The following is a 17,991-nucleotide window of genomic DNA, read 5'->3' as shown; positions in this document are numbered from 1 at the left end:
ATCGCTGCCGCGCGTACCGGCTGCGGTCAGCAGCCATCGCGCATTTGGCGCGACAATGGGCGTCCGCCGACTCCCGGACCCCCGAATGGCACGCCCGCGCACCGCCCTGCCCATCGAAGTCGACGCCAGTTCGCAGCAGCCGCTGGGCATGCCGGCCGCCGACTTCCTGCGTGATTACTGGCAGAAGAAGCCGCTGCTGGTCCGCAACGCGTTCCCCGGCTTCGTTTCGCCGATCGAACCCGAGGACCTGGCCGGACTGGCCTGCGAGGAGGCCGCGCTGTCGCGGCTGATCCAGCACGACCGCGAGCGCGATGCATGGAAGGTGCGGCATGGGCCGTTCGCCGAGGAGGAATTCCCCGGCCTCGGCGACCGCGACTGGACCCTGCTGGTGCAGGACGTGGACAAGTGGGACGCCGACATCGCCGCGCTGCTGCCGAAGTTCGACTTCCTGCCGCGCTGGCGCATCGACGACGTGATGGTCAGCTTCGCCGCGACCGGCGGCTCGGTCGGCGCGCACGTCGACCAGTACGACGTGTTCCTGCTGCAGGCGCAGGGCCATCGGCGCTGGCAGATCGATACCCGGGACGCCCCGCCGCTGCATTTCCGCAAGGACGTCGAGCTCAGGATGCTGCAGCGCTTCACGCCGGACCACGACTGGGTGCTCGGGCCCGGCGACATGCTCTACCTGCCGCCCGGCGTGCCGCACCACGGCGTCGCCGAGGACCCCTGCCTGACGTTCTCGGTCGGCATGCGTGCGCCCTCGGCCGCGGAACTGCTGGGCGACTTCGTCGACACCCTGGCTTCGGAGTCGGACGACGGCCTGCGCTTCGCCGACCCGGACCTCGAACCGGCCAGGGACGCCAACGAGATCGACTGCGCGGCGATGCAGCGCGCGGTCGAGGCGCTGAACCTGCTGCGCATGAACGACCCCGACCGGCTCGGCGACTGGTTCGGCCGCTTCATCACCCTGTACCGCAGCAGCGGCGAGGCGATGCCGGCCGAAGACGGGCGCTCGCGGATCGAGATCGAATGGGACCTGCAGCAGGGCCACGTACTGCATCGCCACCCGTGGACGCGCATCGCCTGGCGGCGCGCGACCCGCGGCGCACGGCTGTACGCGGCCGGTCACGTTTACGAACTGCCCGTGCGCGACGCGCAGGCGATCGCCGCGGCCTCCACCTTCGACGGCACGTCCTACACGAAGCTTTCGGACCGCGGCCGCGACGCGGTCTACGACCTGTTGCTAGGCGGCCACTACCACCTCACCGAACCCGACGGCGGCGCGCCATGAGCACGCTGCAGGCGCGCGGGCCATTCCGGGTCGAAACGGTGGCCTTCATGGAAGCGGCCGACGCGCTGCTCGCGGTGCGCGAGGCGGTGTTCGTGCTGGAACAGAACATACCGGTCGAGGAGGAACGCGACGCGCTGGACCCGCAGTGTCGGCACGTCATCGCCCGCGACCGCGGCGGCGTCCCGATCGGCACCGGCCGGCTGGTGCCACCGCCCGCCGACGACGCCCCGGCCCGCATCGGCCGCATGGCGGTGCTGCGCGAATGGCGCAGCGCGGGCGTCGGCGACGCGATGCTGCATGCCCTGCTACGCCAGGCGCGCGAACTGGGCTGGAACGACATCGCCCTCAACGCGCAGGTCTCGGCACAGTCGTTCTATGCGCGCCACGGCTTCGTGCCGGTCGGCGAACGCTTCACCGAGGCAGGGATTGAACACCAAGCCATGCGACGCCGGATCGATCGCCCGCACGCCATCGAGGGCCGCGACGCGGCCGTGGCCACCACTGTCGGCCTCATCCGCCAGGCGCGGCGCAGGCTGTACGTCTACAGCCGCGAGCTCGATCCCGGCCTGCTCGACGCGCCGCGCGTGCTCGACGCGATACGCGACCTGGGCACCCGCGGCGACGGCATCCAGGTGCAGGTGTTGCTGCAGGACGCGGCCGCGCCGCAGCGCGCGCCGGCGCCGCTGCTGGCACTCGCCCAGCGGCTGCCGAGCGCGATCGCCTTCCGCGAGGTCGCCGACCCGGTCGACCGCGGCTACCCGTCGGCCTATCTGGCCAACGACGACGGCGGCTATTACTTCCGCGCCCTCGGCCACCGCCTCGACGGCGAAGCCGAAACCGGCGCCGCCGGCCGCGCCCGGCAGCTGGCCGAACACTTCCGCCCGGTCTGGGAACGCTCACGCCCGTGCAGCGAGTACCGCGCATTGGGCCTGTAGGAATGCCCGACGGGCGCGATGCGCTTTCCGCAGGATCGATTCCCGGGAAAGCTTCGCACCCATGGGGCGCTCCGCAGGCATCCGCTGGGATGAAGCGTCCCTGTCATGGAAAGCCGGTTCATGATGCACCGCGGCAAGGTCGCGGGCTATAATCGCGATTCTTTCCCGAGCCGTTCCACGGGCCAGCGAAAATCCCGTCGAATCAGGCATTTGCCCTCCCCTTTTCGAGCCCATTACGCCCGACGTGGACAGTCTCCTGAAGCAGTTTGCGCAGTCCTCCCAGCTCGGCTCCAACGCCGCCTATATCGAGGACCTGTACGAGCAGTACCTGGTCGCCCCCGACAGCGTGGGGTCGCAATGGAAGGCATGGTTTGATGGGTTCAAGGGCCGCGAGGCCGGTGATATCCCGCATTCGGCCGTGATCGAGAGCGTGGCCGCGGCTGGCCGCCAGGCCGCACGCGGCATGGTCGCGTCCCAAGGCGCGGGCGACGAGCGCGAGCGCAACGTCGGCCGGCTGATCACCGCCTACCGCTCGCGCGGACACCTGGGCGCGGCGCTGGACCCGCTGGCGATGCAGGACAAGCCCGAAGCGCCGGACCTGGGACTGGCCTTCCACCGCCTGTCCGAGGGCGACCTGTCATCCGAGTTCAGCACCGGCGGCGTCGGCGGCAACGCACGAATGAAGCTGGGCGACCTGCTCGCGCGGCTCAAGGCCACCTATACCGGCCCGATCGGCGCCGAGTTCATGCACATCACCGACGCCGAACAGCGTCGTTGGATCTACGAGCGCCTGGAAGCGGCTGGCGGCGATTACGGACGCACGGCCGATGACAAGCGCCGCATCCTCGAGCGCCTGACCGCGGCCGAAGGCCTGGAACGCTACCTGCACACCAAGTACGTCGGCCAGAAGCGCTTCTCGCTCGAGGGCGGCGATTCGATGATCCCGCTGCTGGACAACATGGTCCGCCGCGCCGGCGAGAACGGGGTCAAGGACATCGTCGTCGGCATGGCCCATCGCGGCCGCCTCAACGTGCTGGTCAACACCCTTGGCAAGTCGCCGCGCAAGCTGTTCGACGAGTTCGAGGGCAAGTTCGACCACGCCGAAAGCGACCGCGCCCACACCGGCGACGTGAAGTACCACATGGGCTTCTCGGCCGACATCGCCACGCCGGGCGGCCCGGTCCACCTGGCACTAGCCTTCAACCCCTCGCACCTGGAAATCGTCGACCCGGTGGTCGCCGGCTCCGTGCGCTCGCGCCAGCATCGCCGCGGCGATACGCAGCGCAAGCAGGTGCTGCCGATCCTCCTCCACGGCGACGCCGCGTTCGCGGGCCAGGGCGTGGTGATGGAACTGTTCCAGATGTCTCAGGCGCGCGGGTTCGCCGTCGGCGGCACGGTGCACATCGTCATCAACAACCAGGTCGGCTTCACCACCAGCGCCGCCGAGGACGCACGCTCGACGCTGTACTGCACCGACGTGGCCAAGATGGTCGGCGCGCCGGTGCTGCACGTGAACGGCGACGACCCGGAAGCGGTGGTGTTCTGCGCCGAGCTTGCGTTCGACTTCCGCCAGCGCTTCGGCAAGGACGTGGTCATCGATCTGGTCTGCTACCGCCGCCACGGCCACAACGAGGCCGACGAGCCGGCCGCCACCCAGCCGCTGATGTACCAGACCATCCGCGCGCACAAGACCACGCGCGAGCTGTACGCGCAGCGCCTGACCACGGCCGGCACGCTGGCCGAGGGCGATGCGCAGAAGATCGTCGACGACTATCGCGACACGCTCGACGCCGGCAAGGTCACCACCGAACTGGCCACGGTCAAGCCCGACGAATTCACCATCGACTGGTCGAAGTACCTGTCCGGCAAGCTGTCCGACCCGGTCGACACCACGGTCAAGCGCGCCACGCTCGACAAGCTGGCCAAGGCGATCACCACGATCCCGGCCGAGATCGTGCTGCACCCGCGCGTGGCCAAGATCTACGACGACCGCCGCAAGATGGCCGCCGGCGAACAGTCCGCCGACTGGGGCTTCGCCGAGAACCTGGCCTACGCCACCGTGCTCGACGAGGGTCACAAGCTGCGCCTGGTCGGCCAGGACAGCGGCCGCGGCACCTTCTTCCACCGCCATGCGGTGCTGCACGACCAGAAGAGCGACGCCGACTACCTGCCGCTGCAGCAACTGGTGAAGAACCCCGAGGACGCCACCATCATCGACTCGCTGCTCAGCGAGGAAGCGGTAATGGCGTTCGAGTACGGCTATGCCACCGCCGACCCCGACACGCTCGACATCTGGGAAGGCCAGTTCGGCGACTTCGCCAACGGCGCCCAGGTGGTGATCGACCAGTTCATCAGTTCCGGTGAGGCGAAGTGGAACCGCCTGTGCGGCATGGCGCTGTTCCTGCCCCACGGCTACGAAGGCCAGGGCCCTGAGCACAGTTCCGCGCGCCTGGAACGCTTCCTGCAGCTGTGCGCGCTGGACAACATGCTGGTCTGCGTGCCGACCACGCCGGCGCAGGCCTTCCACATGATCCGCCGGCAGATGCGCATGGACACGCGCAAGCCGCTGGTGGTGATGACGCCCAAGTCGCTGCTGCGCCACAAGCTGGCGGTGTCGTCGCTGGACGAGCTGGCCAAGGGCAGCTTCCAGCACCTGATCGCCGACAGCACCAGTACCCCGAAGAAGGCCAAACGCGTCGTGCTGTGCTCCGGCAAGGTCTACTACGACCTGCTCGAGGACATGCACAAGCGCGAGGCCGACGACGTCGCGCTGATCCGCGTCGAACAGCTGTATCCGTTCCCGCGCGAGCTGCTGGCCGCCGAACTCAAGCGCTACTCCAAGGCCACCGACGTGGTGTGGTGCCAGGAAGAGCCGCACAACCAGGGCGCGTGGTACCAGATCCGCCACCACCTCGTCGCCTGCCTGGCAGCGGGGCAATCGCTGCACTACGCCGGGCGTTCGCGCTCGCCGTCGCCCGCGGTCGGGCACTTCAACGACCACGTGGCAGAACAGAACCAACTGGTCGCCGACGCGCTGGTCAATCCGCTCGACGGCGAAGCCGCCGCCGAGTAACCCCACTCCCCTTTCCACGTTTCCATCAGGACGCCGACCAACATGGCCACCGAAATCAAAGTTCCGGTCCTTCCCGAATCCGTTTCCGACGCCACCATCGCGTCGTGGCACAAGAAGGTGGGCGACGCGGTCAAGCGCGACGAAAACCTGGTTGACCTCGAAACCGACAAGGTCGTGCTCGAAGTGCCCTCGACCGTCGACGGCGTGATCAAGGAACTCAAGTTCGCCGAAGGCGACACCGTCACCAGCCAGCAGGTCATCGCGGTGATCGAGGAAGGCGCGGCCGCGGAAGCGCCGAAGGCCGACGCCGCCCCGGCCAAGGAAGCGCCCGCCGCCGGCGCGCAGGAAGTGCAGCCCAAGGCACAGGCCGCCAAGGCCGAAGCCGCCGCTCCGGCGTCCACCAAGCCGGCGCCGGCCGCCAGCAGCGAGCTGCCGCCCGGCGCGCGCTTCACCGCGGTGAAGGAAGGCATCGACCCGGCCCAGGTCGAAGGCACCGGCCGTCGCGGCGCGGTGACCAAGGAAGACATCGTCAACTACGCCAGCGGCAAGACCGCCGGCGTGTCCGGCGGCGCCCGCCCGGAAGAGCGCGTGCCGATGACCCGCATCCGCAAGCGCATCGCCGAGCGCCTGATGCAGTCGAAGAATTCCATCGCCATGCTCACCTCGTTCAACGAGGTCAACCTCACCAACGTCATGGCGATGCGCAAGCAGCTGCAGGACGATTTCGTGAAGGCCAACGGCATCAAGCTCGGCTTCATGAGCTTCTTCGCCAAGGCCGCCGCCAACGCGCTGGCCAAGTACCCGGCTGTCAACGCCTCGGTCGATGGCGAAGACATCATCTACCACGGCTACGCCGACATCTCGATCGCGGTCTCCACCGACCGCGGCCTGGTCACGCCAGTGCTGCGCAACGTCGAGCGGATGTCGTTCGCCGATGTCGAAAAGGGCATCGATGGCTACGCCCGGGCCGCACGCGAGGGTGGCCTGAAGCTCGAGGACCTGCAGGGCGGCACATTCACCATTACCAACGGCGGCACCTTCGGCTCGCTGATGTCGACGCCGATCGTCAACCCGCCCCAGTCGGCGATCCTGGGCATGCACACGATCAAGGAGCGCCCGATCGTCGAGAACGGCCAGGTCGTCGCCGCGCCGATGATGTACATCGCGCTGAGCTACGACCACCGCATCATCGACGGCAAGGACGCGGTGCTGTTCCTGGTCGACATCAAGAACCAGCTCGAGAATCCGCACCGGATGCTGCTCGGCATGTGATTTGTCTCCTTCCCCTTCAGGGGGAAGACCGGGATGGGGATGGGTTTCCCCATCGACGCCGCAAGGCAACCCATCCCCACCCTAGCCCTCCCCTTGAAGGAGAGGGAACTCGGTCCAGGAGTTTCAAATGGAACAATTCGACGTCATCGTCATCGGTGCCGGCCCCGCCGGATACCACGCCGCCATCCGCGCCGCGCAGCTGGGCATGAAGGTCGCCTGCATCGACGCCGCGCTGGGCAAGGACGGCAAGCCCGCCCTCGGCGGCACCTGCCTGCGCGTGGGCTGCATTCCCTCCAAGGCGCTGCTCGATTCGTCGCGCCAGTACTGGAACATGGGCCACCTGTTCGACCAGCACGGCATCAGCTTCAAGGACGCGAAGATGGACGTCGCCAAGATGGTCGGCCGCAAGGACGCCATCGTGAAGCAGTTCACCGGCGGCATCGCGATGCTGTTCAAGGCCAACAAGGTCACGCCGTACTACGGCTTCGGCCAGCTGCAGCCGGGCAACGTAGTCAAGGTCAAGCAGCATGACGGTTCGGAGGTCGAGCTCAAGGCCGCCAACGTGGTGCTGGCAGCGGGTTCGGATTCGATCGAATTGCCGTTCGCGAAGTTCGACGGCGAGTACATCGTCGACAACGTCGGCGCGCTCGACTTCACCGACGTGCCCAAGCGCCTGGGCGTGATCGGCGCCGGCGTGATCGGCCTGGAACTGGGCAGCGTGTGGAAGCGCCTGGGCGCCGAGGTCACCGTGCTCGAGGCCCTGCCCGACTTCCTCGCCGTCGCCGACGCCGAGGTCGCCAAGACCGCCGCGCGCGAATTCAAGAAGCAGGGCCTGGATATCCGCCTCGGTGCCAAGGTCAGCAAGACCGAAGTGACCGGCAAGGGCAAGAAGAAGGAAGTGGTGGTCACCTACACCGACAAGAACGGCGAACAGACGATCACGTTCGACAAGCTGCTGGTCGCCGTTGGCCGCCGTGCCGCGAGCCGCGGCCTGCTGGCCGAAGGCACCGGCGTGAAGCTTGACCAGCGCGGCGTGATCGAGGTCGACGAGCACTGCCACACCGGCGTCGACGGTGTCTGGGCGGTCGGCGACTGCGTGCGCGGGCCGATGCTGGCGCACAAGGGCTTCGAGGAAGGCATCGCGGTGGCCGAGCTGATCGCCGGCCTGCCGGGCCACGTCAACTACGACACGATCCCGAACGTGATCTACACCGAGCCGGAAGTCGCCTGGGTCGGCAAGACCGAGCAGCAGCTGAAGGAAGAAGGCACGCCGTACAAGACCGGCAGCTTCCCGTTCGCCGCGCTCGGCCGCGCCGTGGCCATGGCCGAGCCGGCGGGCTTCGTGAAGGTGATCGCGCACGCCGAAACCGACCGCGTGCTCGGCCTGCACCTGGTCGGCGTGGGCGTGTCCGAGCTGGTGCATGAAGGCGTGCTGACGATGGAGTTCAAGGGCTCCGCCGACGACCTTGCCCGCATCTGCCACGCCCACCCGACGCTGTCCGAGTCGATCCACGACGCAGCGATGGCGGTCGACAAGCGCGCGATCCACAAGGCGAACTAGGGTTCGCCTTGCACCCATGCTTTGCGCAGCGAAGCATGGGCCCCAAAGCATGCCGTCATCCCCGCCCCTTCGCGCCTTCGGCGCGAACAGCCCCCAACCTGGGGGCTGGGGCAAAAGTCGGGTGAGAAGAGAATCAGGCTTGTCGTCTCGAGCGCAGCTAGAAGTCCACCCGCGACAGGTCAAGATTCCTCACTGCGTTCGGAATGACACGGGCAAGGCGAAGCGCACGAGTATTCCGCCATCGGGTCCGAGCTTTTGCTCCAGCATCCCCCATTCCCCATTCCATATTCCCGCCTCATGAAAAGCATTTGCGTTTACTGCGGCTCCAACTCCGGCAGCAAGCCCGCCTATGCCGAGCGGGCCAAGGCCCTCGGCAAGCGCATCGCAGCAGACGGAATGACGCTGGTCTACGGCGGCGGCAACGTCGGGTTGATGGGCATCGTCGCCGACGCGGTGCTTGAAGGCAGCGGCGAAGTCATCGGCGTGATCCCGCAGCAGCTGGTGGACCTGGAAGTCGCGCACCACGGCGTGACCAAGCTTGAAATCGTTGGCTCGATGCACGAGCGCAAGGCGCGCATGTTCGACCTGGCCGATGCGTTCGTCGCCCTGCCCGGTGGCTTCGGCACGATGGACGAGATGTTCGAGATGCTCACCTGGCGCCAGCTCGGCCTTGGCGAGAAGCCCTGCGCCTTCCTCGACGTCGACGACTTCTACGACCCGCTGCTGGCAATGATCGATCGCATGGTCGCGGAGCGCTTCCTGCACCCGGACCAGCGTGCCGACCTGTGGCACGGCGATGACATCGACGGGTTGTTCTCGTGGCTCGATGGCTACAAGCCCGCGCACGCGCTGAAGTGGCTCGATGCCAAGCACAAGAGCGGACTGCGCTGAGCCACGCCGGATTCCACGCACGCGGCCGCGGCCGCGTGACACAGGCTTGTTTCCGCGAATTGCGCTGACGCGCACCTTCATCACGTGAACACCACCGCACGCCCGGGTGGCGTGCGCCTCCCGCCATCGTGTAGCATCGCGCCCCTTGTTCGCCGAGGGGCAACAACCATGCGGGATAGAGCCACCACCTGAAGCCTCGCGCTTCCCCTGCCTCCGGGCCGGGTCCCTTCCTGCATCCCGGCGTTCGGCCGGGATCTTTCGTGCGTCCGCACGCTGCGCCGGCAAACCGGCGCACTCCCTGGAAACCTCCCTCATGTCTCCTGTCGCATTCCGCGCCAGCAAGGCCGCGATCGCCTTCATCCTCGTGACCGCAATGCTCGATGTCCTGTCGATGGGCATCGTCATCCCGGTCCTGCCGACCCTGATCGAGCAGTTCACTGGCTCCAACGCGCGCGCCGGCATCATCAACGGCGTGTTCGTCGCCCTCTGGGCGCTGATGCAGTTCCTCGCTTCGCCGGTGATCGGTTCGCTGTCCGACCAGCATGGTCGGCGCCCGGTGATCCTGATCTCCACCGCCGGCCTGGCGATCGACTACGTGCTCATGGCGCTGGCCCCCGACCTGTGGTGGCTGGCGCTTGGCCGGATCATCGCCGGCGTGACTTCGGCCAGCTTCACTACCGCGTTTGCCTACATGGCCGACATCACCGAGCCCGAGCACAGGGCGCGCGGCTACGGCCTGATCGGCGCCGCCTTCAGCGCCGGCTTCGTCGCAGGCCCCCTGCTCGGCGGCGTGCTCGGCGAATGGTCGCCGCGGGCGCCGTTCTGGGCGGCGGCCGCGCTCAGCGGGGTTGCGTTCCTGTACGGCACGTTCGTGCTGCCCGAATCGCTACCGCCCGAACGGCGCATGCCGTTCTCCTGGCATCGTGCCAATCCGCTGGGCGCGCTGCGCCTGCTGCGTTCGCATCCCGAACTGACGGGACTGGCCGGGGTCAATTTCCTGCTCTACTTCGCCCACCACGTGTTTTCTGCAGTGTTCGTGCTGTACGCCGGCTACCGCTACGGCTGGAGCCCGTGGCAGGTGGGCGTGTTGCTGGCGATGGTCGGCGTGCTCGACATGATCGTGCAGGGCGTGCTCGTCGGCCCGGTGGTCAAGCGTTTCGGCGACCGGCGGGTGATGATCACCGGGCTGTGCTTCGGCGCCGTCGGCATCGCCTGCATGGGGCTGGCGCCGACCGGCCTGCTGTTCACCCTGGCGATGCTGCCCAATGCGCTGTGGGGGCTGGCGATGCCGACGATCCAGTCGCTGATGACCCAACGCGTCTCCGAGTCCGAACAGGGCCAGCTGCAGGGCGCGAACAACAGCGTCGGCGCGATCGCCGGCGTGCTGTCGCCGCTATTCTTCGGCGCGGTATACGCGGTCTCGGTGGGACCGGATGCGTGGTTCCCGCATCCGGGCACCGCGTTCCTGATCGCATCTGGCGTGCTGCTTGGCGCCGCCATCATCGGCTGGCGCGTGGCGCGGCGCGCGCGGCTGGCGGCAATGACCGCTTCCTGAGCATCGTGGCAATCGAAAGCGTGCGTCGGCAAGTCCGGCGCACGCTTTGACGCCGCGGCAACGGCCCCGGGCGGATATTGATGTCCCAGGCTCAGGAGCATGGCCATGCCACGAACCACAGCAGGCTTTCGACCCCGCGTTGGCGCCCCTTGCCGGAATCCGGCCGCAGGAGCATCGCGATGAGCAACTGCCGCGACCGCAAGGATCTGCCGGCTGAGCAACGCGACGACTGCGCGCCCGAAACACCGCAGCGCCGCCAGCAGCGCAAGCAGCACGAGAGCGACAACCAGGACGAGGCGCTTGAGGAAACCTTTCCCGCCAGCGACCCGGCTTCGCCGTTCATTCCCGCCAAGACACCCGACTGAACCACGCTCCCCGCACACCGGCGCGGGCCACGCCGCCACGACGGTGTCGACATGCCCCCGGCGACGTCGCCGAATTCGGCAAGGACAGCGACATGGGACGCCCGGCGCAGCCCGAGGAAATCTGACCGGCCCAGGTGTTCCTTGCCGCGCCCGTGGCCGTTTCCTGCGTCAACGGCGTGGTGCTGCCGATGATGGGTGGCTTCTTGGATGAACCACTGCGGCACCGGCACCCAGGAACTCCAATCGACGAGGCCTCCATGAAGAAGTCCGCGGCATTCACGCATTTCGCTCAAACCGCCGCGCGGTTCACCGGCAAGCCGATGTGCTTCGCGATGGCCGCCTCACTGATCGTCGTCTGGGCGCTGACCGGACCGATCTTCAAGTTCAACAACACCTGGCAGCTGGTGATCAACACCGGCACCACGATCGTGACGTTCCTGATGGTGTTCCTGATCCAGAACACCCAGAACCGGGACACCGAGGCGCTGCAGATCAAGCTCGACGAGCTGATCCGCGCCACCGAAGCGGCGAGCAACACGCTGCTCGCGCTGGAGGAACTCGACGACGCGACGCTGGAGAAGCAGCGCAAGCGCTTCGCGGACCTCGCCCGCAAGGCGCGTGAGGAATGCGCGCGCGACGACCCCGGACCGGGCAAGGAAGCCACGGAGGGTTGACCCACGCGGCATCGCCCGCACCAGGAAAGCCGCTTCCCGCCCCACTCGCAGGCCGCAACCTGCATCGTTGCGGTCGTCCCGCCGGCGGTGGTCCTGGCTGGGAGAAGAGCCCTCGCCATGCCCGGAATGTTTTTTTGTGCTCCATGGTCCGGCCTGTCGATTTCCGGGCGCCGGCTTCGTCGTATGGGCAAGAGCACGGTTCCTGCGCCCTGGAAAACGCAGCCGATGCTCCCCAGCCATCACAGGAGAGTCGACATGCGCTGCATGGTGATCATGAAAGCCAACCCGGACAGCGAGGCGGGCGTGATGCCCAGCGAACGCGCCCTGACGGAAATGGGCAATTTCAACGAGGTGCTGGTGAACGCCGGCGTGATGCTGGCGGGCGAAGGATTGCATCCGAGCTCGAAAGGCGTGCGGTTGGCCTTTTCGGGCGCGGCGAAGCCGGTGGCGACCGAGGGACCGTTCACCGGGACCCGCGAACTGGTCGCCGGCTTCTGGCTGTGGCAGGTGAAGTCGATGGCCGAGGCGGTCGAATGGGCGCGGCGCATCCCCAATCCCGATGGCGACGATTTCGAGGTGGAGATCCGCCCGGTCTTCGAGGCCGAGGACTTCGGCGAGCAGTTCACGCCCGAGGCGCGCGAGCAGGAAGAACGCCTGCGTTCGCAACTCGCAGGCAAGCCATGACCGTTGCCCGCGCATCGATGCACCGGGCGCCGCGCGCGTGCGCCCGGCACCACCCGCAAAGGAGCCCGTCGTGAATGCCCTCATCCTGGCGATCACAGCCTTGGCCGTACTGGCCGCCGTCGTCCTCGTCGTCGCGGCGCGACGGCCGGACGAGTTCGTCGTGACCCGCAGCGCACGCCTCCAGGCGCCGGCCGGGCGGATCTTCCCGTTGATCAGCGACCTGCGCGCGCACGAGGCCTGGTCGACGTTCGACCCGCCAGACCCCGCGGTACGCAAGACCCACAGCGGCGCGCCGCACGGTACGGGCGCGGTCTACGAATGGGCAGGCAGCGGACGCGCCGGGGCCGGAAGGCTTGCGATCACCGGCGCCGAGCCGGCATCGGCGATCGACATGCGGCTGGACATGCTGCGGCCGATCAGGGCCAGCAACCAGGTGCGATTCACCCTGCAGCCCGACGGCGATGCGACCGTCGTCACCTGGCACATGGCGGGCCGCACGCCGTTCGTCGGCAAGGTCATGCACCTGTTCTTCAACATGGACCGGATGGTGGGACGCGAGTTCGAATCCAGCCTGCAGCGGCTGGGGGAACTCGCCGCAACCGACGGGTGAAGCCAGCGTCGCTTGCGCGGCGGGGTCGGCGGTGTTGTGATCGGTCGCCATGACGACGACCGACATCCATCGCACGATCGACGCGGTGTGGCGCATCGAATCGGCCAAGCTGATCGCCGCGCTCGCGCGCATGGTCCACGACGTGGGGCTGGCCGAGGAGCTGGCGCAGGACGCGCTGGTCGCCGCGCTGGAGCGCTGGCCGGACACGGGCGTGCCGGACAACCCGGCCGCCTGGCTGATGGCCACCGCCAAGCACCGCGCCATCGACCGGCTGCGGCGCAGCAAGCTGCAGTGGAGCAAGCACGCGGAGATCGCGCGTGAACTGGAGGAGCAGCAGGACATGGCCGCGTCCGGACTCGAAGACCGGCTCGACGACGACATCGGCGACGACCTGCTGCGGCTGGTGTTCACCGCCTGCCACCCGGTGCTCCCGCGCGAGGCGCGCATCGCGCTGACGCTGCGCCTGCTTGGTGGCCTGACCACCGACGAGATCGCGCGTGCCTTCCTGGTCCCGGAAGCGACCATGGCCCAGCGCATCGTGCGCGCCAAGCGCACGCTGTCGGACAAGCAGGTGCCGTTCGAGGTGCCGCGCGGCGACGACCGTTTCGAACGCCTGGCCTCGGTGCTCGAAGTGATCTACCTGGTCTTCAACGAAGGCTATGCGGCCACCGCCGGCGACGACTGGCTGCGCCCGGCGCTGTGCGAGGAAGCGCTGCGGCTGGGCCGGATCCTGGCCGGGCTGATGCCACGCGAGCCCGAGGTCCACGGCCTGCTGGCGTTGATGGAACTGCAAGCCTCCCGCAGCAAGGCGCGCGTGGGGCCAAACGGAGAACCGGTCCTGCTGTCCGACCAGAACCGCGCCCGCTGGGACCAGTTGCTGATCCGACGCGGCCTGGCCGCGCTCGAGCAGGCCACGAAGCTTGGCGGCGCGCGCGGGCCCTACGCGCTGCAGGCCGCGATTGCCGCCGGCCATGCCCGTGCCACGAGCGTGGAAGCGACCGACTGGCCACGCATCGTCGCGCTCTACGATGCGCTTGCCGAAGTGATGCCTTCGCCGGTGGTGGAGCTCAATCGCGCCGTCGCGGTGTCGATGGCATCGGGCCCCGGCGCGGGGCTCGCCGCGGTGGACGCACTGGCAAACGAACGCGCCCTGCAGAATTACCACCTGCTGCCAAGCGTGCGCGGAGAGTTGCTGCGCAGGCTGGACCGCCCCGCCGAGGCGCGCGCCGAATTCGAGCGCGCCGCGGAGATGACCCGCAACGCGCGCGAACGCGAACTGCTGCTGGCCAAGGCACGCGACTGCGCGGGAAACAGCCCCTCTCCCGCTTAGCGGGAGAGGGAGGCGCGAAGCGCCGGGTGAGGGCCCGGCTTTTCATCGGGCCAAGACAAGGCAGCTGGCCGCCCAACCACGTGACGACCTGATGCACCCTCACCCCAACCCCTCTCCCTCAGGCGGGAGAGGGGCTTCTGTCTTCGGCTACTGCGAGGCGGCCGCCGCCGCTTCCTCCGCGATCGCCTCGACCTGGATCCGCAGCGTCACCGACATGCTGAAGCCGTAATCCTTGCCGGCCGGCATGCCGAACTCGTCGCGCTGGATCGTCGCCAGTGCATCGGCGCCGCAGACCTCGCGCTTGAGCATCGGGTGCGGCATGCACTTGAAGCTGTTGACCTTCAGCTCGACCGGGCGCGTCACCCCGTGCAGGGTCAGCTGGCCGGCCACGCGCGTGGGCTTGCCGTCGACGAAATCCTCCAGCCGGCCGGTGTAGGTCGCCTGCGGATACTTCGCCACGTCGAACAGCTCCGCGCCCCGCGCATGCTCGTTGAGCACGTCGTGGCCGAAATCAACGCTGGCGACGTCGATGACCACGTCCACCGACCCGGTCCCCGCCGCCTTGTCGAGCGCGACCTTGCCGCTGCTGTGGTTGAACTTGCCACGCCACACCGACAGGCCCGCCATGTGGTCGGCCTCGAAACTGGGATAGGTGTGTTCGGGATCGATCTCGTAGTTGACGGTGGCCGCCGCGGCAAGACCATTGGTCGCCAGCAGCGCGACAAGCGCGAGCGGCCCGAAGGCAAAGCGATTCCGGATTTCCATCGTCGTCCTCCTCACAGTTCCACGATCGGCTTGAAGCCGCCAAAGAACATGCGCTTACCGTCGAATGGCATGTCCTTGGGACCCAGGTTCGCCAGGCGCGGATCGGCCATGACTTTCTTGTTGATCCGGTCGCGCTGCGCGCGCGACTTGTAGACGATCCAGGAAAAGACCACGACCTCGCCGGGCTTGAGCTTGACGCTCTGCGGGAACGAGGTGTGCTTGCCCGGCTGGACGTCGTCGGCCACGCACTCGACGTACTCCAGCGCGCCGTACTCCTTCCAGATCGCCCCGGCCTTGCGGGCCAGGCGGCGATAGGCGGCCAGGTTCTTTTCGGGCACGGGCAACACGAAACCATCGACATAACTCATGATCATTCCTCGCTTGGGTTGGTCCTGGACCGAACAGGTTCGACCGTGGTGGCGCGATGCCCTGGTGAGCGATCCGCCGCCGACAATCTTGCGTGATCGTCGTTTCGCGACGGTCGATATCGACGATTGACCGGACGCGCTTCGGCTGTGTTCATCCGCCGTTTAGGCAAGATTCAAGCGATGCCGAATCGGGGGCTTGATTTCAATTCCATATTTCCGGAATATTCGAATCATGGAATCCCCAGTCGCCCTCGCCTCCCTGAACGCCCTCTCGCACCAGCACCGGCTCGCCGCGTTCCGCGCCCTGGTGCAGGCCGGGCCGGCCGGCCTGGCGGTCGGCGAGCTGCGTGACCGGCTCGACATTCCGCCGGCAACGCTCACCGCCCACCTCAACATCCTGCGCGCGGCCGGGCTGGTCTCCGACTTGCGGGAGGGGCGCAGCATCCGGGTCAGCGCGGACTTCGACCAGATGAATGCGTTGATCACCTTCCTCACCGAGAACTGTTGCGGGGGCGCCCCGTGCGCCACGGCGGCTGCCTGCGACGACACCCCCGATTCCTCGACTGCCTGAGCCCCGGCAATGAATCAACGTGTCTACAACGTGCTGTTCCTGTGTACCGGCAATTCCGCGCGCAGCATCATGGCCGAGGCGTTGCTCAACATGCTCGGCGAAGGCCGCTTCCGCGCGTTCAGCGCCGGCAGTCGTCCGGGGGGGAAAGTCCAGCCCGAGGCAGCGGAACTGGCGCAATCGCTCGGATACCCGGCCGAGCGCATGCGCAGCAAGAACTGGGACGAATTCGCAACGGCGGGCGCGCCGGAAATGGACATGGTGATCACCGTCTGCGACAACGCCGCGGGTGAATCCTGCCCCGTGTGGCCAGGTCACCCTGCAGTCGCGCACTGGGGCGTGCCCGATCCGGCCGCGGTAGACGACAGCGAGGACAGGCGCAGGCGCGCGTTCGTCTCTGTTTTCGCGACACTGCGCCGGCGCGTCGAGTTGCTGGTCGCATTGCCATTGGACAAGCTCGATCGCCTTGCCGCACAGGGCAAGCTGCGCGAAATCGGCGAGCACTGAAGCCATGACCAGCATGCAGCGCGACATGGCCGCTCGCGGGAAGCCCGTTGCCGCAATGGGCGTGTTCGACCGTTACCTCTCGGTCTGGGTGCTGCTGTGCATCGTCGCGGGCATCGCGCTTGGCCAGATCGGCCCGGCCGTTTTCGAGTCGATCGGCCGCATGGAAATCGCCCGGGTCAACCTGCCCGTGGGCGTTCTGATCTGGGTGATGGTGATCCCGATGCTGCTCAAGGTCGATTTCGGTGCTCTCGGCCAGGTCGGCAGGCATTGGCGCGGGATCGGCGTGACCCTGTTCGTCAACTGGGCCATCAAACCGTTTTCGATGGCGCTGCTCGGCTGGCTGTTCGTGCGCCATGTCTTCGCGGCGTGGCTCCCGGTCGATCAGCTCGACAGCTACATCGCCGGCCTGATCCTTCTGGCCGCGGCGCCGTGCACGGCGATGGTCTTCGTATGGAGCCGCCTTGCGGGCGGCGACCCGCTGTTCACGCTGTCGCAGGTGGCCTTGAACGACACGATCATGGTGTTCGCATTCGCCCCCATCGTCGGCCTGCTGCTGGGCATCTCGTCGATCACCGTGCCCTGGGACACGCTGCTGACGTCGGTAGTGCTGTACATCCTGGTCCCGGTGGTCATCGCGCAACTGGTTCGCCGTGCATTGCTGCGCCGTGGACAAGCGGTGTTCGATCGTATGTTGAAGCGGGTTGCGCCGATGTCGATCGGCGCGCTGCTGCTGACGCTGGTCCTTCTGTTCGCATTCCAGGGCGAGGCAATCCTTCAGCAGCCGTTGGTGATCGCCATACTCGCGGTGCCGATCCTGATCCAGGTGCTCTTCAACGCGTGGCTCGCGTACTGGCTCAATCGCCGGGCCGGCGAACCGCACAGCGTCGCGTGTCCGTCCGCGTTGATCGGCGCGTCCAATTTCTTCGAGCTCGCCGTGGCCGCGGCGATCAGCCTGTTCGGGCTGAAATCAGGCGCCGCGCTGGCCACCGTGGTGGGCGTGCTGGTCGAAGTCCCGGTCATGCTGCTGGTCGTCCACGTGGTCAATCGCACCCGTGGCTGGTACGAACAAGCGCATGAACATGCAACCGAAATCCCGGAGTCCCACCCATGAATGACATCACCATCTACCACAACCCCGCCTGCGGCACTTCGCGCAACACGCTCGCGCTGATCCGCAATGCCGGCATCGAGCCGCGGGTGATCGAATACCTCAAGGACCCGCCCGACCGCGAAACGCTGGCCGGCCTGATCGCGGCAATGGACGTCCCTGCACGCGATGTACTGCGCGCGAAGGAAACGGCCTACGCGGAACTGCACCTCGACGATCCCTCGCTCGGCGACGATGCGCTGATCGACGCGATGCTCGAACACCCGGTCCTGATCCAGCGGCCGATCGTGGTGTCGCCGCTCGGCACGCGGATATGCCGGCCCTCGGAAGCCGTGCTCGACCTGCTGCCGTCGCCGCAGCGCGGCCCGTTCGCCAAGGAAGACGGCGAAGTGGTCATCGATGCACAGGGGAACCGCGTTGTCTGAATCGATCAC

18 protein-coding genes and 1 pseudogene are annotated in these 17,991 nt (G+C 67.6%); 17 read left to right on the top strand and 2 right to left on the bottom strand.

The window, feature by feature from the left end; translation table 11 throughout:
- The first annotated feature begins 85 nt into the window (after positions 1-85).
- The 13 genes and pseudogenes from ACTJIL_RS04315 (at position 86) to ACTJIL_RS04255 (ending at position 14,241) form a co-directional block, all read left to right on the top strand.
- Positions 86-1,291, top strand: a complete 1,206-nt coding sequence (locus ACTJIL_RS04315; RefSeq protein ID WP_440754350.1) for a ribosomal protein uL16 3-hydroxylase — start codon at positions 86-88, stop codon at positions 1,289-1,291.
- Positions 1,288-2,226, top strand: coding sequence for a GNAT family N-acetyltransferase (locus tag ACTJIL_RS04310; RefSeq protein ID WP_440754349.1), 939 nt, complete (start codon positions 1,288-1,290; stop codon positions 2,224-2,226). Before ACTJIL_RS04315 ends, ACTJIL_RS04310 begins: the two co-directional genes overlap by 4 nt.
- A gap of 244 nt (positions 2,227-2,470) precedes the next feature.
- A complete protein-coding gene (locus ACTJIL_RS04305; RefSeq protein ID WP_440754348.1) occupies positions 2,471-5,299 on the top strand; it encodes a 2-oxoglutarate dehydrogenase E1 component in 2,829 nt (942 codons plus the stop codon).
- Between the two features lie 42 nt (positions 5,300-5,341).
- The gene (gene sucB, locus ACTJIL_RS04300) at positions 5,342-6,571 is read left to right on the top strand and encodes a dihydrolipoyllysine-residue succinyltransferase (protein WP_440754347.1); all 1,230 of its coding nucleotides are present in this window, start codon (positions 5,342-5,344) and stop codon (positions 6,569-6,571) included.
- A 127-nt stretch (positions 6,572-6,698) separates the two neighbouring features.
- Positions 6,699-8,132 carry a dihydrolipoyl dehydrogenase gene (lpdA, locus tag ACTJIL_RS04295; RefSeq protein WP_440754346.1) on the top strand — a complete coding sequence of 478 codons (1,434 nt, stop codon included), beginning with the start codon at positions 6,699-6,701 and terminating at the stop codon, positions 8,130-8,132.
- Positions 8,133-8,429: 297 nt separating this feature from the next.
- The gene (locus ACTJIL_RS04290) at positions 8,430-9,023 is read left to right on the top strand and encodes a TIGR00730 family Rossman fold protein (protein WP_440754345.1); all 594 of its coding nucleotides are present in this window, start codon (positions 8,430-8,432) and stop codon (positions 9,021-9,023) included.
- A 313-nt stretch (positions 9,024-9,336) separates the two neighbouring features.
- Positions 9,337-10,578: a TCR/Tet family MFS transporter gene (locus ACTJIL_RS04285; protein ID WP_440754344.1), complete on the top strand. Its 1,242-nt coding sequence runs from the start codon at positions 9,337-9,339 to the stop codon at positions 10,576-10,578.
- Between the two features lie 179 nt (positions 10,579-10,757).
- Positions 10,758-10,943 carry a hypothetical protein gene (locus ACTJIL_RS04280; protein WP_440754343.1) on the top strand — a complete coding sequence of 62 codons (186 nt, stop codon included), beginning with the start codon at positions 10,758-10,760 and terminating at the stop codon, positions 10,941-10,943.
- 62 nt (positions 10,944-11,005) lie between these two features.
- A pseudogene (locus ACTJIL_RS04275) lies at positions 11,006-11,143 on the top strand (SDR family oxidoreductase); the annotation flags it as partial.
- Between the two features lie 57 nt (positions 11,144-11,200).
- Positions 11,201-11,617: a low affinity iron permease family protein gene (locus ACTJIL_RS04270; RefSeq protein ID WP_440755843.1), complete on the top strand. Its 417-nt coding sequence runs from the start codon at positions 11,201-11,203 to the stop codon at positions 11,615-11,617.
- Positions 11,618-11,872: 255 nt separating this feature from the next.
- On the top strand, positions 11,873-12,301 hold the full coding sequence (locus ACTJIL_RS04265; protein WP_440754342.1) for a YciI family protein: 429 nt from the start codon (positions 11,873-11,875) through the stop codon (positions 12,299-12,301).
- Positions 12,302-12,371: 70 nt separating this feature from the next.
- Positions 12,372-12,911 carry an SRPBCC family protein gene (locus ACTJIL_RS04260; RefSeq protein WP_440754341.1) on the top strand — a complete coding sequence of 180 codons (540 nt, stop codon included), beginning with the start codon at positions 12,372-12,374 and terminating at the stop codon, positions 12,909-12,911.
- A 49-nt stretch (positions 12,912-12,960) separates the two neighbouring features.
- Entirely contained in the window at positions 12,961-14,241 is a 1,281-nt protein-coding gene (locus tag ACTJIL_RS04255) for an RNA polymerase sigma factor (RefSeq protein WP_440754340.1), read from the top strand.
- A 147-nt stretch (positions 14,242-14,388) separates the two neighbouring features.
- Here the strand turns inward: ACTJIL_RS04255 and ACTJIL_RS04250 are convergent, their stop codons facing one another.
- Positions 14,389-15,006 carry a YceI family protein gene (locus ACTJIL_RS04250; RefSeq protein WP_440754339.1) on the bottom strand — a complete coding sequence of 206 codons (618 nt, stop codon included), beginning with the start codon at positions 15,004-15,006 and terminating at the stop codon, positions 14,389-14,391.
- 11 nt (positions 15,007-15,017) lie between these two features.
- A complete protein-coding gene (locus tag ACTJIL_RS04245) occupies positions 15,018-15,374 on the bottom strand; it encodes a DUF1428 domain-containing protein (RefSeq protein ID WP_027080324.1) in 357 nt (118 codons plus the stop codon).
- Positions 15,375-15,606: 232 nt separating this feature from the next.
- Between ACTJIL_RS04245 and ACTJIL_RS04240 the strand changes: the two genes are divergently transcribed.
- From ACTJIL_RS04240 to arsC, 4 genes are read left to right on the top strand one after another with little or no spacing between them, the layout of a single operon-like run.
- Complete coding sequence (locus ACTJIL_RS04240; RefSeq protein WP_440754338.1) at positions 15,607-15,945, top strand: ArsR/SmtB family transcription factor; 339 nt, start codon at positions 15,607-15,609, stop codon at positions 15,943-15,945.
- A gap of 9 nt (positions 15,946-15,954) precedes the next feature.
- Positions 15,955-16,449 carry an arsenate reductase ArsC gene (locus tag ACTJIL_RS04235; RefSeq protein WP_440754337.1) on the top strand — a complete coding sequence of 165 codons (495 nt, stop codon included), beginning with the start codon at positions 15,955-15,957 and terminating at the stop codon, positions 16,447-16,449.
- 55 nt (positions 16,450-16,504) lie between these two features.
- Positions 16,505-17,560, top strand: coding sequence for an ACR3 family arsenite efflux transporter (gene arsB, locus ACTJIL_RS04230; RefSeq protein ID WP_440755842.1), 1,056 nt, complete (start codon positions 16,505-16,507; stop codon positions 17,558-17,560).
- On the top strand, positions 17,557-17,982 hold the full coding sequence (gene arsC / locus ACTJIL_RS04225; protein WP_440754336.1) for an arsenate reductase (glutaredoxin): 426 nt from the start codon (positions 17,557-17,559) through the stop codon (positions 17,980-17,982). Before arsB ends, arsC begins: the two co-directional genes overlap by 4 nt.
- Positions 17,983-17,991: the final 9 nt, after the last annotated feature.

It is taken from the genome of Luteimonas sp. 22616 (assembly GCF_052044325.1).
In the GTDB taxonomy this organism is placed as follows: Bacteria; Pseudomonadota; Gammaproteobacteria; order Xanthomonadales; family Xanthomonadaceae; genus Luteimonas.
Note: the sequence above shows the minus strand (reverse complement) of the source record. Positions and strands in the feature narration are given on the sequence as shown.